This is a genomic window from Sporosarcina siberiensis (assembly GCF_042681925.1).
Taxonomy (GTDB): Bacteria; Bacillota; Bacilli; order Bacillales_A; family Planococcaceae; genus Sporosarcina; species Sporosarcina siberiensis.
In genome coordinates, this window is sequence record NZ_JBHUGI010000024.1 from 197438 (window position 1) to 214449 (window position 17012).

A 17012-nucleotide genomic window follows, 5' to 3' on the forward strand; every position below is an offset into this window, starting at 1 on the left:
AAGAGTTCTTCCGATTCTTGGAAGGACTTTTTTTATAGGATTGAATGCATTGGTGATTTAGTAGTGAATTATCTCATTGGTTAAAAGTAGAGTGAATTATGGTAATATATAAGAGATGGAATCGGTGAAAAGGGAGTAGATTTGTGATGGAAAAAGATTTCTTAGCACATTTGAAAAAGATGAGTGCCTATGATGAAGCAATATCAATTATGTATTGGGATATGCGTACAGGTGCTCCAAAAAAGGGGATAGCTTCTCGATCAGAAGCGGTAGGTACATTATCAGCAGAGCAATATAAAATGGGTGTTTCATCAGAGATGGAATCCTATTTGAAGAAACTTGAGAAAAAGAAAAGCACTTTAAATCCGATATTATTAAAGACGTATGAAGAAGTTCAAAAAAACTTTGATTTAAGTAAGAAAGTTCCAGCAGATGAGTACCGAGAGTATGTTGTTTTAACTTCACAGGCAGAATCAGTTTGGGAAGAAGCGAAAGATCAATCTGATTTTGAGATGTTCTTGCCGTATCTTGAAAAAATTGTTGCTACAACTAAAAAGTTTATTGATTATTGGGGCGTAAAAGATGGTAATCCATATAATACACTGCTGGATCAGTATGAACCCGGTTTGACGACAGATATTATTGATGAAGTATTTGGTCAGTTAAAAGAAACGATTGTCCCGCTCGTAAAGAAAATCACAGACGCGAAATCGAAACCAGAAACATCATTTCTATTTAAAACATTTCCAAAAGAGAATCAAAAATCTTTTAGTCATGATCTTTTAAACCAACTGGGATATGATTTTGATGCAGGTCGCTTAGATGAAACCGTTCATCCCTTTGCAATGGGTATTACAATTGGCGATGTTCGAATTACAACGAAGTATGATGAAAATGATTTTCGGTCTGCAGTTTTTGGTACGATACACGAATGTGGACACGCTCTGTACGAACAAAATATTTCTGAAGAACTTGAAGGGCTTCCAATTGCGAGTGGGACATCTATGGGAATCCACGAGTCACAATCTCTTTTTTATGAAATGTTTGTTGGTAAGAATGAAAACTTTTGGAAGTATAACTTTGATCTACTGAAAAGTTATTCAGAAGACCAATTTAAAGATGTTACGTTAGAGGAATTTTTACGTGCAATTAATGCTTCAGAAAAATCTTTGATTCGTATTGAAGCAGATGAGTTAACCTATTCACTTCATATTATGATTCGATATGAAATTGAAAAAGAACTTTTTAACGGAACGATCGAAGTTAAAGATTTACCTGGAATTTGGAATGATAAATATGAAGAATATCTGGGAATCAGACCTGGGAATGACGGAGAAGGGGTATTACAAGATGTTCACTGGGCGGGTGGTTCATTTGGTTATTTCCCATCATATGCACTTGGTTATATGTATGCGGCACAGTTTAAAAATGCAATGTTGAAAGAATTGCCGAACTTTGATGAACTTTGTTTACGAGGAGATTTTCAACCAATTCTTGAGTGGTTAACGGAGAATATACACAAGTATGGAAAAATGAAAAAACCTCTAGAGATAATTAAAGATGTTACTGGAGAAGGACTCAATGCAAAGTACTTGGCAGATTATTTAAGTGAAAAGTACACTCGACTCTATAATTTATAAGAATAAGACAGTCCAAAGTTCGGACTGTCTTATTAGTACCTTTTTTATTCATCGTCAATTGTTAAAATTATGTTTAAGAATCTACCATCACTCAGTTTGACGGGAAGTTTAAATGCTTTTTTAAAACCATAAAACTTTGTAGCTCCCGTCATGACAGTTGGTGGAGATATATCAAGAACCAACCCATCTTTTTCAAGAATTGTACATAAGTTACCCGCAACCATATTGCCAAGTTCGCCGGTAAAAGATTCAACCATTTCTCCTTCAATCGACATTCCGAACATCGATTGACCAATTGTATCAATAACATCAACTGTAGTATCGATAATAATTCTCCCTTTAATGCCACCAGTGAATCCTATTAATACACTAATTTCTTTTTGTTCATAAGGTTGAACGATAAGAGAAGGTGGGAGGATATCTAGTTTAACTGGAATAACGCTTGTAAGAGATGTTATTGCTGCATTTAATATCATTTGTACATTTTTAGACGTCGACATTACAATTCCTCCGATACATATATGCGAGTAGGTCTATTATACCGATAATAAAGTCATAAAGAAAGAAGATTCGACAATATATAAATTCGGTTAGATGATACCTAGAAAAGTGGTATGATATAGAAAGTTGAAAAATGAGAGGAACGAACAATACATGCTTAACTTTGAAATTGAACAAGCCCAGTTATTAAAGGAAGTTGCACGATATCTTCAATTGTTCAAAGGTAATAACGATGATGAACAAGAAAAGAAAGCCGAACTTTTTGCAAAAAAGATAATAGATGAAGAATATATGATTGGATATGCTGGACATTTTTCTGCGGGTAAGTCTTCTATGATTAATGCTTTGACGGGTGGAGATTTATTACCGTCTAGCCCAATTCCAACTAGTGCAAATATTGTTAAGGTGAAAAAAACTGAATCCGATTATTGTATCATTCATTCAGTAGATGGTTCAGCAGTTAAGTACGGTGGAAAAGGTCTTTCGGAAGCTGTAAAATCTTTTAGTATAGACGGTTCGGCTGTATCGCTCGTAGAAATCGGTCATAAAGAGTCCACATTGCCGGAAGGTATTACGGTTATGGATACACCTGGAGTTGATTCAACAGACGACGCACACCGACTTTCAACAGAATCCGCACTTCACTTGGCGGATTTAGTGTTTTATACGATGGATTACAATCATGTCCAATCTGAATTAAATTTCCGTTTTACCAAGGAATTGCTTCGATACAATAGCAATGTGTACTTGATAATTAACCAAATTGATAAACATCGTGAAAGCGAGTTACCATTTTCCAAATTCACACAATCCGTGGAAGACTCATTTAAAATGTGGGGTGTTGAACCAAAAGGAATCTTTTATACATCATTAAAGGATCTAGAACTACCGAACAATGATTTTTATAAAATTAAATCCATTGTGGATGAATCAATGGAGAATTGGCAAGACCAATTTATTGAAAATGCATATCGTACACTTGAAAAATTGAAGGATGAGCATATCCAGTTTTTGAATGACGAAATTAGTGATCGGAAAAATACATATTCGGAAATTGTCTCAGAAGATGAATGGAATGAATTAGAAGAATTAACACTAGAAACAAAAGAAGCTAAACAGATGGCTGAGCTTCTTAGTGGGGATACTTTTAGCAGTACTTTTGAAAAGGATCGAAGCAGTTTATTATCAAATGCAGCAATAACACCATATGAAACAAGAGATTTACTGAAAGAGTATTTGGAGTCCTTATCGAGTAGTTTTAAAGTAGGTTTTCTTTTTGGTGCAAAAAAAACACTAGAAGAAAAAGAGAAAAGAAAGTTACTCTTTTTTGATAATATTAGCAAGCTAATTCATGCTCAAATTGAAGTACATTTAAAGACTTTAATGAAAAAATCTTTAAAAAACGTTGGGATACTTACAGATGAGCTCTCTCTATCTATTGACAATATAGAAATGACAATTCCGTTAGACGTTTTAGAGAAGGAATTCAGTTCGGTAGATGTCCTTACGGGTGATGCTGTTCTGAATTATGCAGACCGAATAAAATCAGCAGTACAAACTTATTTCCGGTTACTAACAGAAGACTGGAAACATGAGATGTCTCAACTCGCAGCAACAGCGGGTAATGAAAATGCGGGTAGTATCGAGCAGAAAGTGTTTATGCTTGAAAAAAAACTACATGCTATTACTCAAGTAGATATTTTAAATACGCAACTAATCACCTTTAAAGCAAATAGTGAAAATATGACTTTAGCACTGAGTGAAGAAACTGAAGCTTTAATAAAGAGCTGGCAACAAAAAGAAACACTTATAATCTCCGAATATGAAACAGAGGTTAAATCATCGGATATCGAAATCATTGAAGAGGATATTCAAATTGAAATTGAGAATGCTTCAGAAACAAATTATGAAAAAGTAGTTGAAGATGCTAAGCGTGTTGCACAGATTATTAAAGACGTTCCGGGATTTAACAGTACAGTAGACTATTTAATGAAAAAAGCGGATCGACTTGAAGGACAAGAGTTCACTGTAGCGTTATTTGGTGCATTTAGTGCTGGAAAATCATCGTTTTCAAATGCTTTGATAGGTGAACAAATACTTCCTGTTTCACCAAATCCTACAACTGCAACGATTAATCGGATTCGTCCGGTTATAGAAGGAAAAGATAATTGTACAGCAGACATCTTCTTGAAAACAGTAGACCGAATGACTGAAGATGTACTTCGTTCGTTTGAAAAGCTTGGCATAGAAGTGAACACTTTAGACCGTGCGTTCTCAAAAGCAGATGAGGCAATTAGTGTAGAACTATCGAATGAATCTCATCATATTCATAAAGCTTTTATTGCTGCATTTAAAATTGGTTACCCGGTCTATAAAGAGATGTTGGGTACTGTCTTAACAGTTGAACGAGAAGAATTTGTAAAATTTGTTGCAGAAGAAGATCGAAGCTGTTTTGTTGAATCAATTGATTTTTATTATGATTGTGAGTTGACGCGAAAAGGAATTACACTTGTCGATACTCCAGGTGCAGACTCCATTAATGCCAGACATACAGATGTTGCATTCGATTACATTAGAAATGCGGATGCCATTCTTTTTGTCACATATTATAATCATGCATTCGCAAGAGCCGACAGAGAATTTCTAGTTCAACTTGGCCGAGTGAAAGATGCTTTTGAGCTTGATAAAATGTTTTTCATAGTCAATGCCATTGATTTAGCAACCGACATAGAAGAGGCAAACACAGTTAAATCATTTGTTGCTGGTGAGCTTCAAAAGTTTGGGATACGCAACCCACGAGTTCACGGAATATCTAGTATAGAAGCTCTAGCGGCGAAAAAAGAAAACAGTGTTGACCCGTTTATGATGCCATTTGAAAGTGAATTCCATTACTTTCTAGAACATGATTTAAAAGGTTTGGCAATTCAAGCACTTGTAGAAGAAACAGAGAAAACAACAGAACGTCTAGCATCACTTATATCTCGTACAAATTCGAACTTATTACGAAAATCGGAACGACTAGGCGAGCTTAACCATCTCGAAGGCGATGTTCGACATCGATATGCGGATAGTTTTTCGGAAGTTCTTACTCGGAGTACAATAAATGAATTGAGCGAACTTGTATACTATATATTACAACGAGTATTTTTGCGATTCGGTGACTTTTTCAAGGAGTCTTATAATCCATCCGTTTTTTCGAAAAACTCGGCTAATCAAGCACTAAAAAATTCTCTTGAAGAAACGTTGCAAATGGTTGGTTTTGATTTGACTCAAGAACTTAAAGTTACAAATTTAAGAATTTTGAATTTCATGACCAAACAATTAAAAGAACGAGAACGATTGGAATTGAACGAGCTAAAGGAGATGGACTCAACATTTTCATTATCACCATATGATGCGATGGAGACTGAATTACTTACATTTGATGCTCCTTTTACAGACTCTAGTATTTATAGTAGTGTGAATAGAGTTTTTAAAAATCAAAAATCCTTTTTTGAAAAAGGAGATCGAGACATCTTAAGAGATAAACTGGAGGTACTTTTGAAAAAGGATACCGCGCTTTATCTTGGAGAAGAGAAAGAAGTTCTAGAGAAGTGGACAAATCAGTGGATTGAAAGTGAAGCTGAGGGATTAAGACAACATCTGTTGAAAGAATGTCTTAACCAAATCGCATCAGAGAGAACATTATTGAATCAAACCGAGACGATTCACGAATGGGAAAAAGTATACGAAAAATTACAAAAAGAGGGGTTGGTTTAAATGGGAAAGGTTTTTATTTCAGTCAAAAGTATTGAGCAAAATGATTATAAGTGGATAGACACTCGGTTTTCATTGCAAAATGCAAATGATGGTTTAGAAAAATATAAAGAACTTCATTTATCAGATGCAGTATATTGGAATTTGGACGATGATTTAGCGGATATGACGAAAAAAGAGGGTCGACACCCAATGGTAGAAAAAGATGCACTGACAAACCTATTTCGTAGAAGTGGTCTTTCTTTAAATGACCAAATCATTGTTTATGATGATGGCGGAAGCCCTTTTGCTGCTCGAGCATGGTGGCTTCTAAAGTATGCAGGTTTTAAAAATGCATTTATTTCTCTCGAAGGATTTAGTGAAATGAAAGAAATTGGCTTATCTGTGGATAATGCAGTGCCTACCCCTGTAGAATCTGATGTTTTACCAGTTTGGAATGAAGAGATATATGCCCCAAGAAGTTTTGTTGAAGAAACAGTGTCTGGAAATACAACGAGTGTCCTTCTTGATGCGCGTTCGGAGGAGCGTTACCGCGGTGAAACAGAACCACTTGACCCAATCGCAGGTAGAATTCCCGGTGCATTGAACCTTAATTGGGAGAGATTGAAGGAAGACGGGAAATTCAGTATGGATTCAACAATTAAAGAAGCAATGTTGAATGTAGTTGATCCAGCCGAAGAGGTAACGGTTTATTGTGGTAGTGGGGTAACAGCAGCACCTTTGTATGCAATGCTCTCTCATAACGGTTACAATAATGTACGGCTGTATGTGGGAAGTTATAGTGATTGGATAGCAGGTGAAGGAGCTAAAGTCGAGAAGGGCTGAGTTCGGGAGGAAATAATGATGTATTATGCGTTTCTAGGAGATATTCATTCATCCATGGATGACCTGAAAGTTGTGTTAGAGGATATTTCGAATAAAGCACCCGAGGCTATTCAAATTGGCACGGGTGATTTATTTGAATGCACGATTAGTAAGAAAAAGATAACGAATGAAAAGTTTAGACAATTGGAAGATGTAATGATTATACCTGATGGATTTGTGGATCTGTTAACGTTCGATACAGTAATAGGGAATCAAGAAGAGAGGATTTTACTCATTACGGAAACCAATGATTCCTTGCGTTATAAACTTGGTTCTTTACCAGAAATCATTGAAATCGACCATGTAAGAATCATTCATGGACACCAATTTAAGTGGGGTGGTGTTCCATGGTCTCTTATCGAAGCTGAAATAGAGGGCCCTCTAATCTTTTACGGTCATAGTCACCAGTCGGAACTTTGGATTTCTGGTGTTCGTCAAACAATTGAGTTTGGAGTACCCTATTCTATAGGGAATGAACGCACGCTAGTTAATGTTGGGGCGGTCGTTTCGGACAGAGAATGGGTTTTGTACAACAAGTTAAAAGAAGAAGTGACGTTTATGAAAACAAAAATAGACTGACTAAGGAATTTTATTATCCTCTTTTTCAGTCTATTTTCGAATAGCTTCTTTAGCTAAAGCATCAGCTGCTCGGTTTTCGGAATCCGGAATCCATTTGATGAAAAAGAAATCAAATAAGTCTATGATTTCAATGATTTTTGCAAGAATTTCTTTGAATAGTTCATTTTTTACAAACCTTTTTTCAACAGCCATAACAACTAGTTGAGAGTCGGAGCGGGCGGATACAATCCCAGTTGTAAGCTTCTTCACTTCTTCCAATCCGCGAAGTAGGGCTAAAAATTCAGCGGTATGATTATTTGTAGGGTCAATTGATTCGGATATCTTAATAAGATGACCTTCGCCTTTGACAAAAATACCAATCCCACTTTTTCCTGGATTTCCTGCACTAGCACCATCAACATAAAGTTCAATCAACTAAGGATTCACCTCTTATTCCATTGTTTGGAGTTTTTATAAATGAAAAATCAGGGTACAATAATGAATAGCCTTTTATAACTGAGCTTATAGAAATGGAGGTCCTTATGGATAAAGCACTTGTAATGAATGAAATTGATGAAATTTTAGATACATATTGCGACGGTTGTTTCTTGAAAAAACACCTTTCAAAAGACCGTGGAAAAACAGCAGCTCATAATTTTTGCATTACACATTGTACCGTAGGGGAGCATCTGAAATTTCTAGGGGAAGAAATGAATAAATTGATAAAATAATATCCCGCAGAAATTACTTTCCGGCGGGATCTTTTTTAGTTTGCATTTATTTTTAAGACATTGGCTGCCTGAGGACCTCGATTTCCCTCAACAATTTCAAAGGAAACGGATTCGCCTTCATCAAGCGTTTTAAAACCTTCCCCTACAACCCCGGTAAAGTGGACAAATACATCTGAACCATCATCGGCTTCGATAAATCCGTAACCTTTTTCGCTACTGAACCATTTCACTTTTCCTTGGTACATAGTCAGTTCCTCCTCGAGCTTCAACGTCTATCCACGCTAATACGTGGATGATTAAACTATACATGATTCGACAAGTAACGTCAACAACTTTCCTAAATTTTCAGATATCTAATTACGAAAATGTATGAAAATGGGTGATTATATGGAGATAATTATTGAAAACTGTAAACAGTCCGTACTAAGTATATATGAGAAATTTGATGCAAGCCATGATTACGCTCATATCGAGCGAGTGTTAAAAAATGCGGAGAAGATTATGTCTACTGAACCATCAGCCAATCAGAATGTTATTCGATTAGCTGTCCTTTTGCACGACATAGAAGATGCTAAGTATTTTTCTGAGAAAAATCCAACAAGTTTTGATATTTTGACTTCGTTAGGTGTAAAAAGTGAATTAATTGAAGAGATACTACATTGTATTCTAAGTGTTTCTTTTAGTGGAGGCAATGAAAAAGAAATTACATCGATTGAAGGTGCAATCATTCGTGACGCGGATCGGCTTGATGCTATTGGTGCTATTGGAATTGCAAGGACATTTGCCTTTGGAGGAGCTAAAGGACGAAAGTTATACGACGTTGATGAAGAGGTCCGATTGAAAATGTCTGAAAAGGAATACCGCCAAAGAGGAACTGCATCTGTTACACATTTTCATGAGAAATTACTATTATTGAGGGATTTGATGATTACTAAAGAAGGTAAGAAACTTGCTGAGGAGCGTCATGCTTTCATGGTTCTATTTTTGGAACAGTTAGAGAATGAAGTTAAACGATGAGCTATTTACTTTTTGAATCTAAAAAAAGTATTAAAATGTTAATTGGATAAATAAATGTGTTACGCACATATTAATTAATACGGTTTAATATACACAGCCATCAATAAAAGGAGAGAAGGAAAATCAATAAAGGAGGTGTTTTCAAGTGAATTATTTGAGTAGAACCTTTTTAGTGATATTGTTCTTGTTTTTATCAACTGATTTTGCTGATGCTGAAGAATTACAAAGCCGTGAAGAAATATTGGAAGAACGAATGAATTACTATGTTAAATACTCTAATTTGTCGGTACCTTGGTATTATCTGGCTGCAGTAGATCAGTTTGAAAGAAATATACAACAAGTTCGCAGTGATCTTCCTAGAAAGGACGGACCGGTTGCTCTTCAGTTTTCAACAGATTTTTGGGTGGGTCACTTAAATCCTTTCAGAGATGATATGTCTGAACTCTCTATTGCTTTTTTTAATGGAATTGGAAAAGATGGAAACAACGATGGTGTTGTTGATATTGAAAATAATGATGATGTAATGTATACAATGACAACCTTTCTAGAAGAAAAAGGGTATAGTGAAGAAAATTTTAAATCCATATTAAAAAAATATTATGAACGTGAAGAAAGTGTTAACCAAATAGTAACAATCGCTAAAATTTATAAGGAAATGCAAACGCTTCATTTGGACAAACGTGTTTTTCCCCTTCCAGTTCAAAATAATTATAGTTATCAAGGAACTTTTGGAGGTAAAAGGGGCTGGGGTGGACGAAGGATTCATGAAGGGACCGATTTATTTGCGTCTTATGGTGTTCCAGTCAGAGCTGTGACTTACGGGGTCGTAGAAATTATGGGATGGAATGATTATGGTGGTTGGCGTGTAGGAATTCGGGATGTACATAATACGTATATTTATTATGCACATTTATCGGGGTTTAATAAAGAAGTCAAAGAAGGCGATGTTGTTGAACCTGGGACAGTACTTGGCTGGGTTGGAAGTTCAGGTTACGGCAAACAAGGAACTTCGGGCCTTTTTCCACCGCATCTTCACTTTGGGATGTATAAATATAATGGTAAAACGGAATGGGCATTTGATCCCTTTCCATATTTGAAAATTTGGGAACAAAAAGATAAAAAAACATCCAAATAGATACAGCACCCCATAAATTAGAATGAAATCCTAATTTATGGGGTGCTTTTATATGGGTGAATATGGTGGTGAACTTAAGTTAATGTGATATTTGAAGTTTGGCGGAAAATCAGTTAATTTATGATGTACTGTTTTAAATAGATTTAACAATATATGGTGATAAAGTAAATATGTATTGGTGCACTTTCAAATCTTCTGTATAATAGATTTTAGAACGTGTTTTGACCAACATTCAGTAGTTGATACTCTATATTCACAGGTTCGGTAATTTTTTAAGGGGGTAGATGTGAAGTTCTTAAGAGTTTATTAGGGATGGATCGATGGATTATGAAGTTTTTAAAACATTTTTTGCAAATTCTTATTTTGTGTGTTTTTTTTATGTTTGGAAATTGGTTACATGAATTTTTTCAATTACCATTTCCAGGCAGCATTATTGGTCTTGTATTACTTTGGGCTGCCCTGACACTTAAAGTAATTCCTTTAAAGTGGGTTGAATCGGGTTCATTTTTGATATTGTCGTATTTACCCTTATATTTTATACCCCCGATTGTTGGCGCAATGAATTATGGACATATTTTCATAGGAAAAGGTTTGTTTTTGATTTTTATTACGATTGCTAGTACGATTCTAACCCTTTTAACATCAGGTTGGATAAGCCAGTTTCTTGCAAAACAATCCGCTAAGAAAAAGGAGCGATTGTCTTGCAAATTATAATGATCTCGTTGTCTTTTATACTTTTGACGGTTGTCATTTATTATGTAATGAACGTAGTTTATTTTAAATTCAAACGCGATTATCTATTACCAATACTTACTTCAACTATTGTAATCATACTGATTTTACTTATATTTAATATTCCTTATGAAACGTACATGTTAGGTGGCAAGTATATTGATAGTATACTGGGTCCTGCAATTGTAGCATTGGCGATACCACTGTATAAACAACGTGAAGTACTTAAGCAGAACCTCGTACCGATTATTGCTGGGGTAACTGTTGGAGTCGTTATTGGTATGAGCAGCGGCATAGTTTTTTCAAAAGCCTTTGGATTTAGTACAGAAATCATACTCACACTTTTACCAAAGTCGATTACTACGCCAGTTGCAATTCAAATTGTTTCAACTATAGGTGGAGTTACCTCTTTAACTGCAGTTTTTGTTATGATTGCTGGTTTTACAGGAGCAATTGTAGGCCCGACACTATTTAAAATTATAAAGGTGGACACTGCCATTGGACAAGGTATTGGATATGGAGCTGCATCTCATGTGATTGGCACTTCTAAGGCAATTGAATATGGAGAAGAAGCTGGGTCTATGAGCTCGGTAGCAATGATTCTTTGTGCGGTAGTAGGTTCGGTAATGGGACCGTTAATGGCATGGATTTTTTTGATGTAAAATGGAAATAATTGAATCGTAATTAATAGGAGGATGAAAAATGGATTTAGGTTTAAAAGATAAAGTAGCTTTCGTTTCTGCTTCAAGCAAGGGACTTGGTAAAGGGTGTGCACTTGAATTAGCCAAAGAAGGGGCTCATGTCATTATTTCAAGTAGATCTGAACAAGATTTAATTGAAACAAAAAGAGAAATTGAAGAAGTTGCAAAAGGGAAAGTTGAATATGTTGTTTGTGATGTGACAAAGCATGAAGACATTCGAAATGCGATTTCTTTTGCTAAAGAAAAGTTTGGTAAGGTTGATATTTTAATTAACAATGCTGGTGGACCAACAGCAGGTGATTTTTCGAAGATGACCGATGATGATTGGTATGCTGCATTTGAATTGAATCTATTAAGTTATATCCGATTCATTCGAGAAGTATTACCGGAGATGAAGGACCAGCAACACGGCCGTATCATCAATCTCGCATCCTCTTCTGTGAAGCAACCAATATCTGGACTAATCCTATCCAATACTTTTAGGCCAGGTGTAGTAGGGCTTTCTAAGACTCTTTCGGAAGAATTAGCGCCTTATAATATTCTTGTAAATACGGTTTCTCCAGGTAGTATTGCCACGGACCGGTTAATAAGTCTGAATCAGATTCGTTCTGAAAAAACAGGTCTTTCAGTTGAAGAGATTGAAAAGAATACTAAAAAAGGGATTCCGCTTGGTAGGTATGGAGATGTGAGTGAGTTCGGTAAGGTTGTTGCTTTTTTAGCGTCAGATGCAGCGTCATATATGACCGGGAGTTCAATTTTAATAGATGGTGGCAGTGTGAAATCGATTTAATCTAAGGATTTGAAAAACTATAGCTGAGTTTTTCGAGATTTCTTCACTTATTGTTAGAATACTATTTGTTTATCCAACTTCAAATTCCTTCAGGCTATATGTCTCCCTTTTATGGGTATTAAAAGGATAAACAGCTTTATAATATTTGTGAATGATATTGGGATGGAATTAGCCCCGTTAAAAGTATAGATAAATAGAAGGGCTTATTAAGCCCATTAAACTGAACGTCCAAAACACGCTCGATTTACAGAGCGTGTTTTTACGTGCCTTTTAACTTGATGTTTTGCATCTAAAATTATGGATACTCAAATCGTAGCAACTTAATTAATGAAAGTGTGTTGAAATCATTCTGCAAGCACAGATTACTCGACAAGAATCTTTGCATCTCTTAATGCATTTTCCGCGGATTCAATTTGCTGCTCACTATCTGCAATGATGGTATGCGAATGAATCCCATCGGTTAGCTCCAATAAGAACGTTGCATTTGTTTGATGGATATTTTTTATGAAATCCACTACTTCGCTACGGTTTGAAACCATGACAGAGGCAGTTAAATCTCCATATACCGGGTGTTCCACTTTTACATCTTTCACTGTAATTCCATAATCTACAAGCATCATTAACTCTTCCTCCGTTTGTTCGGGGGAATGGTTGCATACGATAATTTTTTCAATTCGTTTTGGTTCGATCATAGGATGCATATACAAATACCCACGACTGGTTGCCATAATTGGTTCGCCCTTAGCTTTTAATAAATTGATATCTCCAACAATAATTTGTCGGCTAACATTAGTTAAAAGACCCAGTTCTCGGCCTGAAATAGGTATGTTTGAATTCTTCAAAGTTGAGACGATAAAAAGATGTCGATCGTCCCCAAGTATTTTTTTATTTCCACTCATTTACTTTCACCCCACATTACATCTATCTTTCAGTTTATCATACGAATTCAGCGAGTGCCTCAGATTGTTTGATATTTAATTGTATTTGAATTATGCAATGGGCTAGTTTTTGAACACTTTCTAATGTTGTACTTTTACCAAAAGATATTCGAATGAATTCCCTTGCTCTCTGTGGTTCGATTTGTAAAGCCATCATTACTTTGGAAGATGCTTGTTGTCCTACCTTGCAAGCACTACCAGTTGAAATAGCAAATCCATTTCGATTTAATTCAAGCATCATCAACTGACCTTCCATATTATGAACGCGAAGACCTATAATTTGGGGAAGCTGTTGGTTATCTTCCTGACAATTGTAAATGGTAAATAGTTTTGGATAATTTGCTAGTTTAGATAAAAAGATGTTTCGCAGTTTAGTGAAACGTTCGTACTCATACTCGCAATTTATAGCTGCAGTTGTAAAAGAAGCTATTCCTGGGACGTTGACAGTTCCTCCTCGAAATGTTGATTCATGTACAAGTCCTGGGAAAACCGGAGTTAGACGATGTTTAGGATGTATATATGCAAAACCAACACCTTTTGGACCGTATACTTTATGAGCAGAAACAGTCAAACTATCTACATTTTGAGCGACAGATTTTAAATCGATTTTTCCAAATGATTGTATGCAATCACTATGTAGAAGAATCCCATGTTTTTTCACCAATACAGAAATTTCTTCTATTGGTTGAATGGTTCCTATTTCAGGATTCACATGTTGCACACTTACCAGTATTGTGTTTTTTGTAATCTCTTTTTCTAACACAGTTAAATCAACAAGGCCATCTTTATTAAAAGGGATTTTTGTGATTTTAAAACCATCGTCTTGTAAATATTCTAGCGCAGAGTCGATTGATGGGTGTTCGCCTAAAGTTGTGATTATATGGTTACCTTTTGAGCGATTTGCCTTTGCAAGTGAAATAATTGAAAGTAGATTGCTTTCAGTACCCCCAGATGTGAAGTAAATTCCGGCAGACTGTACACCAAGCAGTTCTGCAAATTTCATACGACTATAAGCCAAAATGTTTTGAGCTTCTGCACCGACTTCGTGTAAACTGCTTGTGTTTCCGTAACAAGAAATTGAAAGTTTAGTATATACATCAGCTGCCTCTAAACTAAGGGGTGTAGATGCTGCGTAATCAAAATAATTCATTGAATGAACCTCCGAATATTAACTTATTTATAGATTCATCTTGTCATATAATAAGTAATATGTAAAGATAGGTGTCAAGACACTAGTTTGTTTGGGAGGATATCGGTGAAAAAATACAATCACATCATTATCGGTAGCGGAATTGCGGCTTTGCAGCTTGCATCGAATTTAAATAAATCATCCAAAGTACTAATTATTACGAAGTCTAAATTAAATGAGAGCAATTCATACCGAGCTCAAGGTGGAATTGCTGCGGCGATTGGAAATTTGGATCATCCCTCTTTTCATTATAAAGACACACTTAAAGCAGGTTGCTATTTCCAAAATGAAAATGCTGTGATGGAACTCGCTGAAAATGGACCAAGAATTATTGAGAATTTAAAAGGCAACGGTCTTACTTTTGATGAGGATGATTGTGGAAATCTTTCATTAGGCATGGAAGGTGCACATAGTCAAAATAGGATTTTGCATTGTGGTGGAGATGCGACAGGAAAGCATATTATGAATCACCTTTTTTCTGAAATTCATCCGCAAATTGACATTATTGAAAATGAATTCGTTTTTGAGCTGATTTTGAATTCGAATAGAAATAGATGTATTGGAATTAAATCGATGGATGAAAACGGTGAAGTTCATTATTATTCTGGTCAAAACATCATCTTGGCAGTTGGTGGAGTGGGAGGAATGTTTTCATATACATCCAATGAGCAATCAATTGCTGGAGACGGTATAGCACTTGCTTATCGTGCGGGTGCAGAAATTGTTGATATGGAATTCATTCAATTTCATCCAACACTTCTGTTTGTAGATGGGGAAACTAAAGGATTGATTTCCGAAGCGGTTAGAGGTTCTGGTGCAAGGCTTATAACTTCCACAGGGGCTTATTTAATGGATGGAAAACATACACTTGGCGACTTGGCACCGAGACATATAGTAGCAAAAGAAATCTTTGATCAACGAGCAGCTGGTGTTGATGTATTTCTAGATATATCTATGATTTCTGAATTTGAAAAGAAATTTCCTACCGTTTCAAAGATTTGTTTAGAGAATGGTGTTGCAATAAAGACTGGTTTAATTCCTGTAGCACCAGGCTGTCATTTTCTTATGGGTGGAATTTCCGTAAACGAAGTGGGCGAGACATCTGTAAATGGTCTATTTGCTATCGGAGAAACAGCATCAACAGGTATTCATGGTGCGAATCGGCTCGCGAGTAACTCATTGTTGGAAGGTCTATATTTCGGAGAGAAGTTAGCGATGTATTTAAATAAGCTAAATCCGCCGAAAGAATCCCTATCCATAATTGAAAAGGAATTCCAGATGCGTCATGATCTCTTCATTCCTAATGTAAAAGAAGTTCAGCAACAAATGATGCTACATGCGGGAATTATACGAACGAAATTAGATCTTTTGCAAATTGAAAGCTGGCTTAATCAATTCAGCGAAGAGGAAAATGCACTAGATAAATATAGTAAAGAGCAAATCCAAGTTTTGTTTATGGTGCAATGTGCAAAACTTATTGTGAAAGGTGCGCTTTTAAGAGAGGAAAGTAGAGGTGGGCATATACGCGAAGATTTCTCATCTGAAAGTCAAAGTTGGAAAGAAATGCATATCGTCCAATCGAATAAAGGTATTGAAATGAGGAGGAGAACAAATGAACGACATAAAGTTGAAATCCATGCTTGAACAATTTTTTATAGAAGATATCGGAGATGGAGATTTATCAAGTATGACTCTCTTTCCGGAGGAGGTACTTGGGGAAATGGTGTTCGTCGCTAAAATGGATGGTGTATTTTGTGGCAATAAAGTAATTCAATTAGGTACGAGTATTGTTGACCCGTTCACGAAAGTAATTTGTCATCTCCGAGATGGAGAATACATAAGAAAAGGTGAGGAAATCGCAACATTCCAAGGATCTGTTCAAAGTTTACTTAAAAGCGAACGCGTTCTTCTCAATATAATTCAACGGATGAGTGGAATTGCATCTGAAACAAACGATGTTGTTCAACGTGTAAAAGGAACAACTACAAAAATCTGTGATACTCGAAAAACGATGCCGGGACTTCGCATGCTTGATAAGTATGCTGTACGAATGGGTGGAGGTAGTAATCATCGAAGTGGTTTATATGATGCAGTAATGTTGAAAGACAATCATCTGGCATTTGCAGGGTCAATTAGTAAAGCGGTAGAAACCATAAAGAAAAATATAGGACATACTGTAAAAATAGAAGTAGAAATTGAGTCATATGAACAACTTAAAGAAGCAGTAGAAGCGAAAGTAGATATTATAATGTTTGATAATTGTACACCTAAGCAAATTAAGGAATGGAAAGTAATAGTACCGAATTCAATTATTACAGAAGCTTCGGGCAATATTACAAAAGAAACTATTTACGACTACGCTAATGCAGGGATAGATTTTATTTCCTTAGGTTACCTAACTCACTCCGTTCAAGCCTTTGATATAAGCGCAGTCGTTTCAATTAATTAAAATTTATAGGA

Annotated in this window: 17 protein-coding genes; 12 read left to right on the plus strand and 5 right to left on the minus strand. The window is 35.8% G+C overall.

Translation table 11 applies throughout. The features are described 5' to 3' along the window. Positions 1–146: 146 nt before the first annotated feature. Positions 147–1640, plus strand: a complete 1494-nt coding sequence (locus tag ACFSFY_RS08925; RefSeq protein WP_381537294.1) for a carboxypeptidase M32 — start codon at positions 147–149, stop codon at positions 1638–1640. Between the two features lie 44 nt (positions 1641–1684). Here the strand turns inward: ACFSFY_RS08925 and ACFSFY_RS08930 are convergent, their stop codons facing one another. Beyond that, on the minus strand, positions 1685–2140 hold the full coding sequence (locus tag ACFSFY_RS08930; protein ID WP_381537296.1) for a chemotaxis protein CheX: 456 nt from the start codon (positions 2138–2140) through the stop codon (positions 1685–1687). Between the two features lie 154 nt (positions 2141–2294). Here ACFSFY_RS08930 and ACFSFY_RS08935 point away from each other — a divergent pair, with 154 nt between their 5' ends. Genes ACFSFY_RS08935 through ACFSFY_RS08945 form a run of 3 tightly spaced genes read left to right on the plus strand, consistent with a single transcriptional unit; the run spans position 2295 to position 7340 of the window. Beyond that, positions 2295–5900, plus strand: a complete 3606-nt coding sequence (locus ACFSFY_RS08935) for a dynamin family protein (protein WP_381537298.1) — start codon at positions 2295–2297, stop codon at positions 5898–5900. After that, the gene (locus ACFSFY_RS08940) at positions 5901–6722 is read left to right on the plus strand and encodes a sulfurtransferase (RefSeq protein ID WP_381537300.1); all 822 of its coding nucleotides are present in this window, start codon (positions 5901–5903) and stop codon (positions 6720–6722) included. It begins immediately after the preceding gene. Positions 6723–6740: 18 nt separating this feature from the next. After that, positions 6741–7340, plus strand: a complete 600-nt coding sequence (locus ACFSFY_RS08945) for a metallophosphoesterase family protein (protein ID WP_381537302.1) — start codon at positions 6741–6743, stop codon at positions 7338–7340. A gap of 30 nt (positions 7341–7370) precedes the next feature. On the opposite strand, the gene ACFSFY_RS08950 is transcribed toward ACFSFY_RS08945, so the two are convergent. After that, complete coding sequence (locus ACFSFY_RS08950; RefSeq protein ID WP_381537304.1) at positions 7371–7754, minus strand: ribonuclease HI family protein; 384 nt, start codon at positions 7752–7754, stop codon at positions 7371–7373. 107 nt (positions 7755–7861) lie between these two features. Between ACFSFY_RS08950 and ACFSFY_RS08955 the strand changes: the two genes are divergently transcribed. Beyond that, positions 7862–8050 (plus strand): zinc-finger domain-containing protein, encoded by a 189-nt coding sequence (locus ACFSFY_RS08955; RefSeq protein WP_381537306.1) that lies wholly within the window; start codon positions 7862–7864, stop codon positions 8048–8050. A gap of 35 nt (positions 8051–8085) precedes the next feature. On the opposite strand, the gene ACFSFY_RS08960 is transcribed toward ACFSFY_RS08955, so the two are convergent. Then, entirely contained in the window at positions 8086–8295 is a 210-nt protein-coding gene (locus ACFSFY_RS08960; protein WP_381537307.1) for a cold-shock protein, read from the minus strand. Between the two features lie 142 nt (positions 8296–8437). Between ACFSFY_RS08960 and ACFSFY_RS08965 the strand changes: the two genes are divergently transcribed. The 5 genes from ACFSFY_RS08965 to ACFSFY_RS08985 all read left to right on the plus strand — a co-directional run bounded on the left by ACFSFY_RS08965 (position 8438) and on the right by ACFSFY_RS08985 (position 12425). Continuing rightward, positions 8438–9067: an HD domain-containing protein gene (locus ACFSFY_RS08965; RefSeq protein WP_381537309.1), complete on the plus strand. Its 630-nt coding sequence runs from the start codon at positions 8438–8440 to the stop codon at positions 9065–9067. Between the two features lie 154 nt (positions 9068–9221). Further along, positions 9222–10202 (plus strand): M23 family metallopeptidase, encoded by a 981-nt coding sequence (locus ACFSFY_RS08970; protein WP_381537545.1) that lies wholly within the window; start codon positions 9222–9224, stop codon positions 10200–10202. 312 nt (positions 10203–10514) lie between these two features. Continuing rightward, positions 10515–10916 carry a CidA/LrgA family protein gene (locus tag ACFSFY_RS08975; RefSeq protein ID WP_381537311.1) on the plus strand — a complete coding sequence of 134 codons (402 nt, stop codon included), beginning with the start codon at positions 10515–10517 and terminating at the stop codon, positions 10914–10916. Beyond that, complete coding sequence (locus ACFSFY_RS08980; RefSeq protein ID WP_381537312.1) at positions 10904–11596, plus strand: LrgB family protein; 693 nt, start codon at positions 10904–10906, stop codon at positions 11594–11596. The genes ACFSFY_RS08975 and ACFSFY_RS08980 overlap by 13 nt, the downstream gene beginning before the upstream one ends. Positions 11597–11636: 40 nt before the next feature. Then, a complete protein-coding gene (locus ACFSFY_RS08985) occupies positions 11637–12425 on the plus strand; it encodes an SDR family oxidoreductase (protein ID WP_381537314.1) in 789 nt (262 codons plus the stop codon). A 362-nt stretch (positions 12426–12787) separates the two neighbouring features. Here ACFSFY_RS08985 and ACFSFY_RS08990 read toward each other — a convergent pair whose 3' ends face one another. Together ACFSFY_RS08990 and ACFSFY_RS08995 are read right to left on the minus strand one after the other, a co-directional pair. Beyond that, on the minus strand, positions 12788–13324 hold the full coding sequence (locus ACFSFY_RS08990; RefSeq protein ID WP_381537316.1) for a transcription repressor NadR: 537 nt from the start codon (positions 13322–13324) through the stop codon (positions 12788–12790). 37 nt (positions 13325–13361) lie between these two features. Next, a complete protein-coding gene (locus ACFSFY_RS08995; protein ID WP_381537318.1) occupies positions 13362–14513 on the minus strand; it encodes an IscS subfamily cysteine desulfurase in 1152 nt (383 codons plus the stop codon). A gap of 105 nt (positions 14514–14618) precedes the next feature. Between ACFSFY_RS08995 and nadB the strand changes: the two genes are divergently transcribed. Both nadB and nadC read left to right on the plus strand, forming a co-directional pair. After that, complete coding sequence (gene nadB, locus ACFSFY_RS09000) at positions 14619–16196, plus strand: L-aspartate oxidase (RefSeq protein ID WP_381537320.1); 1578 nt, start codon at positions 14619–14621, stop codon at positions 16194–16196. Continuing rightward, positions 16165–17001, plus strand: coding sequence for a carboxylating nicotinate-nucleotide diphosphorylase (gene nadC / locus ACFSFY_RS09005; protein ID WP_381537322.1), 837 nt, complete (start codon positions 16165–16167; stop codon positions 16999–17001). Before nadB ends, nadC begins: the two co-directional genes overlap by 32 nt. Positions 17002–17012 lie beyond the last annotated feature (11 nt).

Coding starts and splice junctions, on each gene's coding strand:
- ACFSFY_RS08925 (WP_381537294.1), top strand. CDS start 147: ATGGAAAAAGATTTCTTAGCACATTTGAAAAAGATGAGTGCCTATGAT.
- ACFSFY_RS08930 (WP_381537296.1), bottom strand. CDS start 2,140: ATGTCGACGTCTAAAAATGTACAAATGATATTAAATGCAGCAATAACA.
- ACFSFY_RS08935 (WP_381537298.1), top strand. CDS start 2,295: ATGCTTAACTTTGAAATTGAACAAGCCCAGTTATTAAAGGAAGTTGCA.
- ACFSFY_RS08940 (WP_381537300.1), top strand. CDS start 5,901: ATGGGAAAGGTTTTTATTTCAGTCAAAAGTATTGAGCAAAATGATTAT.
- ACFSFY_RS08945 (WP_381537302.1), top strand. CDS start 6,741: ATGTATTATGCGTTTCTAGGAGATATTCATTCATCCATGGATGACCTG.
- ACFSFY_RS08955 (WP_381537306.1), top strand. CDS start 7,862: ATGGATAAAGCACTTGTAATGAATGAAATTGATGAAATTTTAGATACA.
- ACFSFY_RS08960 (WP_381537307.1), bottom strand. CDS start 8,295: ATGTACCAAGGAAAAGTGAAATGGTTCAGTAGCGAAAAAGGTTACGGA.
- ACFSFY_RS08965 (WP_381537309.1), top strand. CDS start 8,438: ATGGAGATAATTATTGAAAACTGTAAACAGTCCGTACTAAGTATATAT.
- ACFSFY_RS08975 (WP_381537311.1), top strand. CDS start 10,515: ATGGATCGATGGATTATGAAGTTTTTAAAACATTTTTTGCAAATTCTT.
- ACFSFY_RS08985 (WP_381537314.1), top strand. CDS start 11,637: ATGGATTTAGGTTTAAAAGATAAAGTAGCTTTCGTTTCTGCTTCAAGC.
- ACFSFY_RS08990 (WP_381537316.1), bottom strand. CDS start 13,324: ATGAGTGGAAATAAAAAAATACTTGGGGACGATCGACATCTTTTTATC.
- ACFSFY_RS08995 (WP_381537318.1), bottom strand. CDS start 14,513: ATGAATTATTTTGATTACGCAGCATCTACACCCCTTAGTTTAGAGGCA.
- nadC (WP_381537322.1), top strand. CDS start 16,165: ATGAACGACATAAAGTTGAAATCCATGCTTGAACAATTTTTTATAGAA.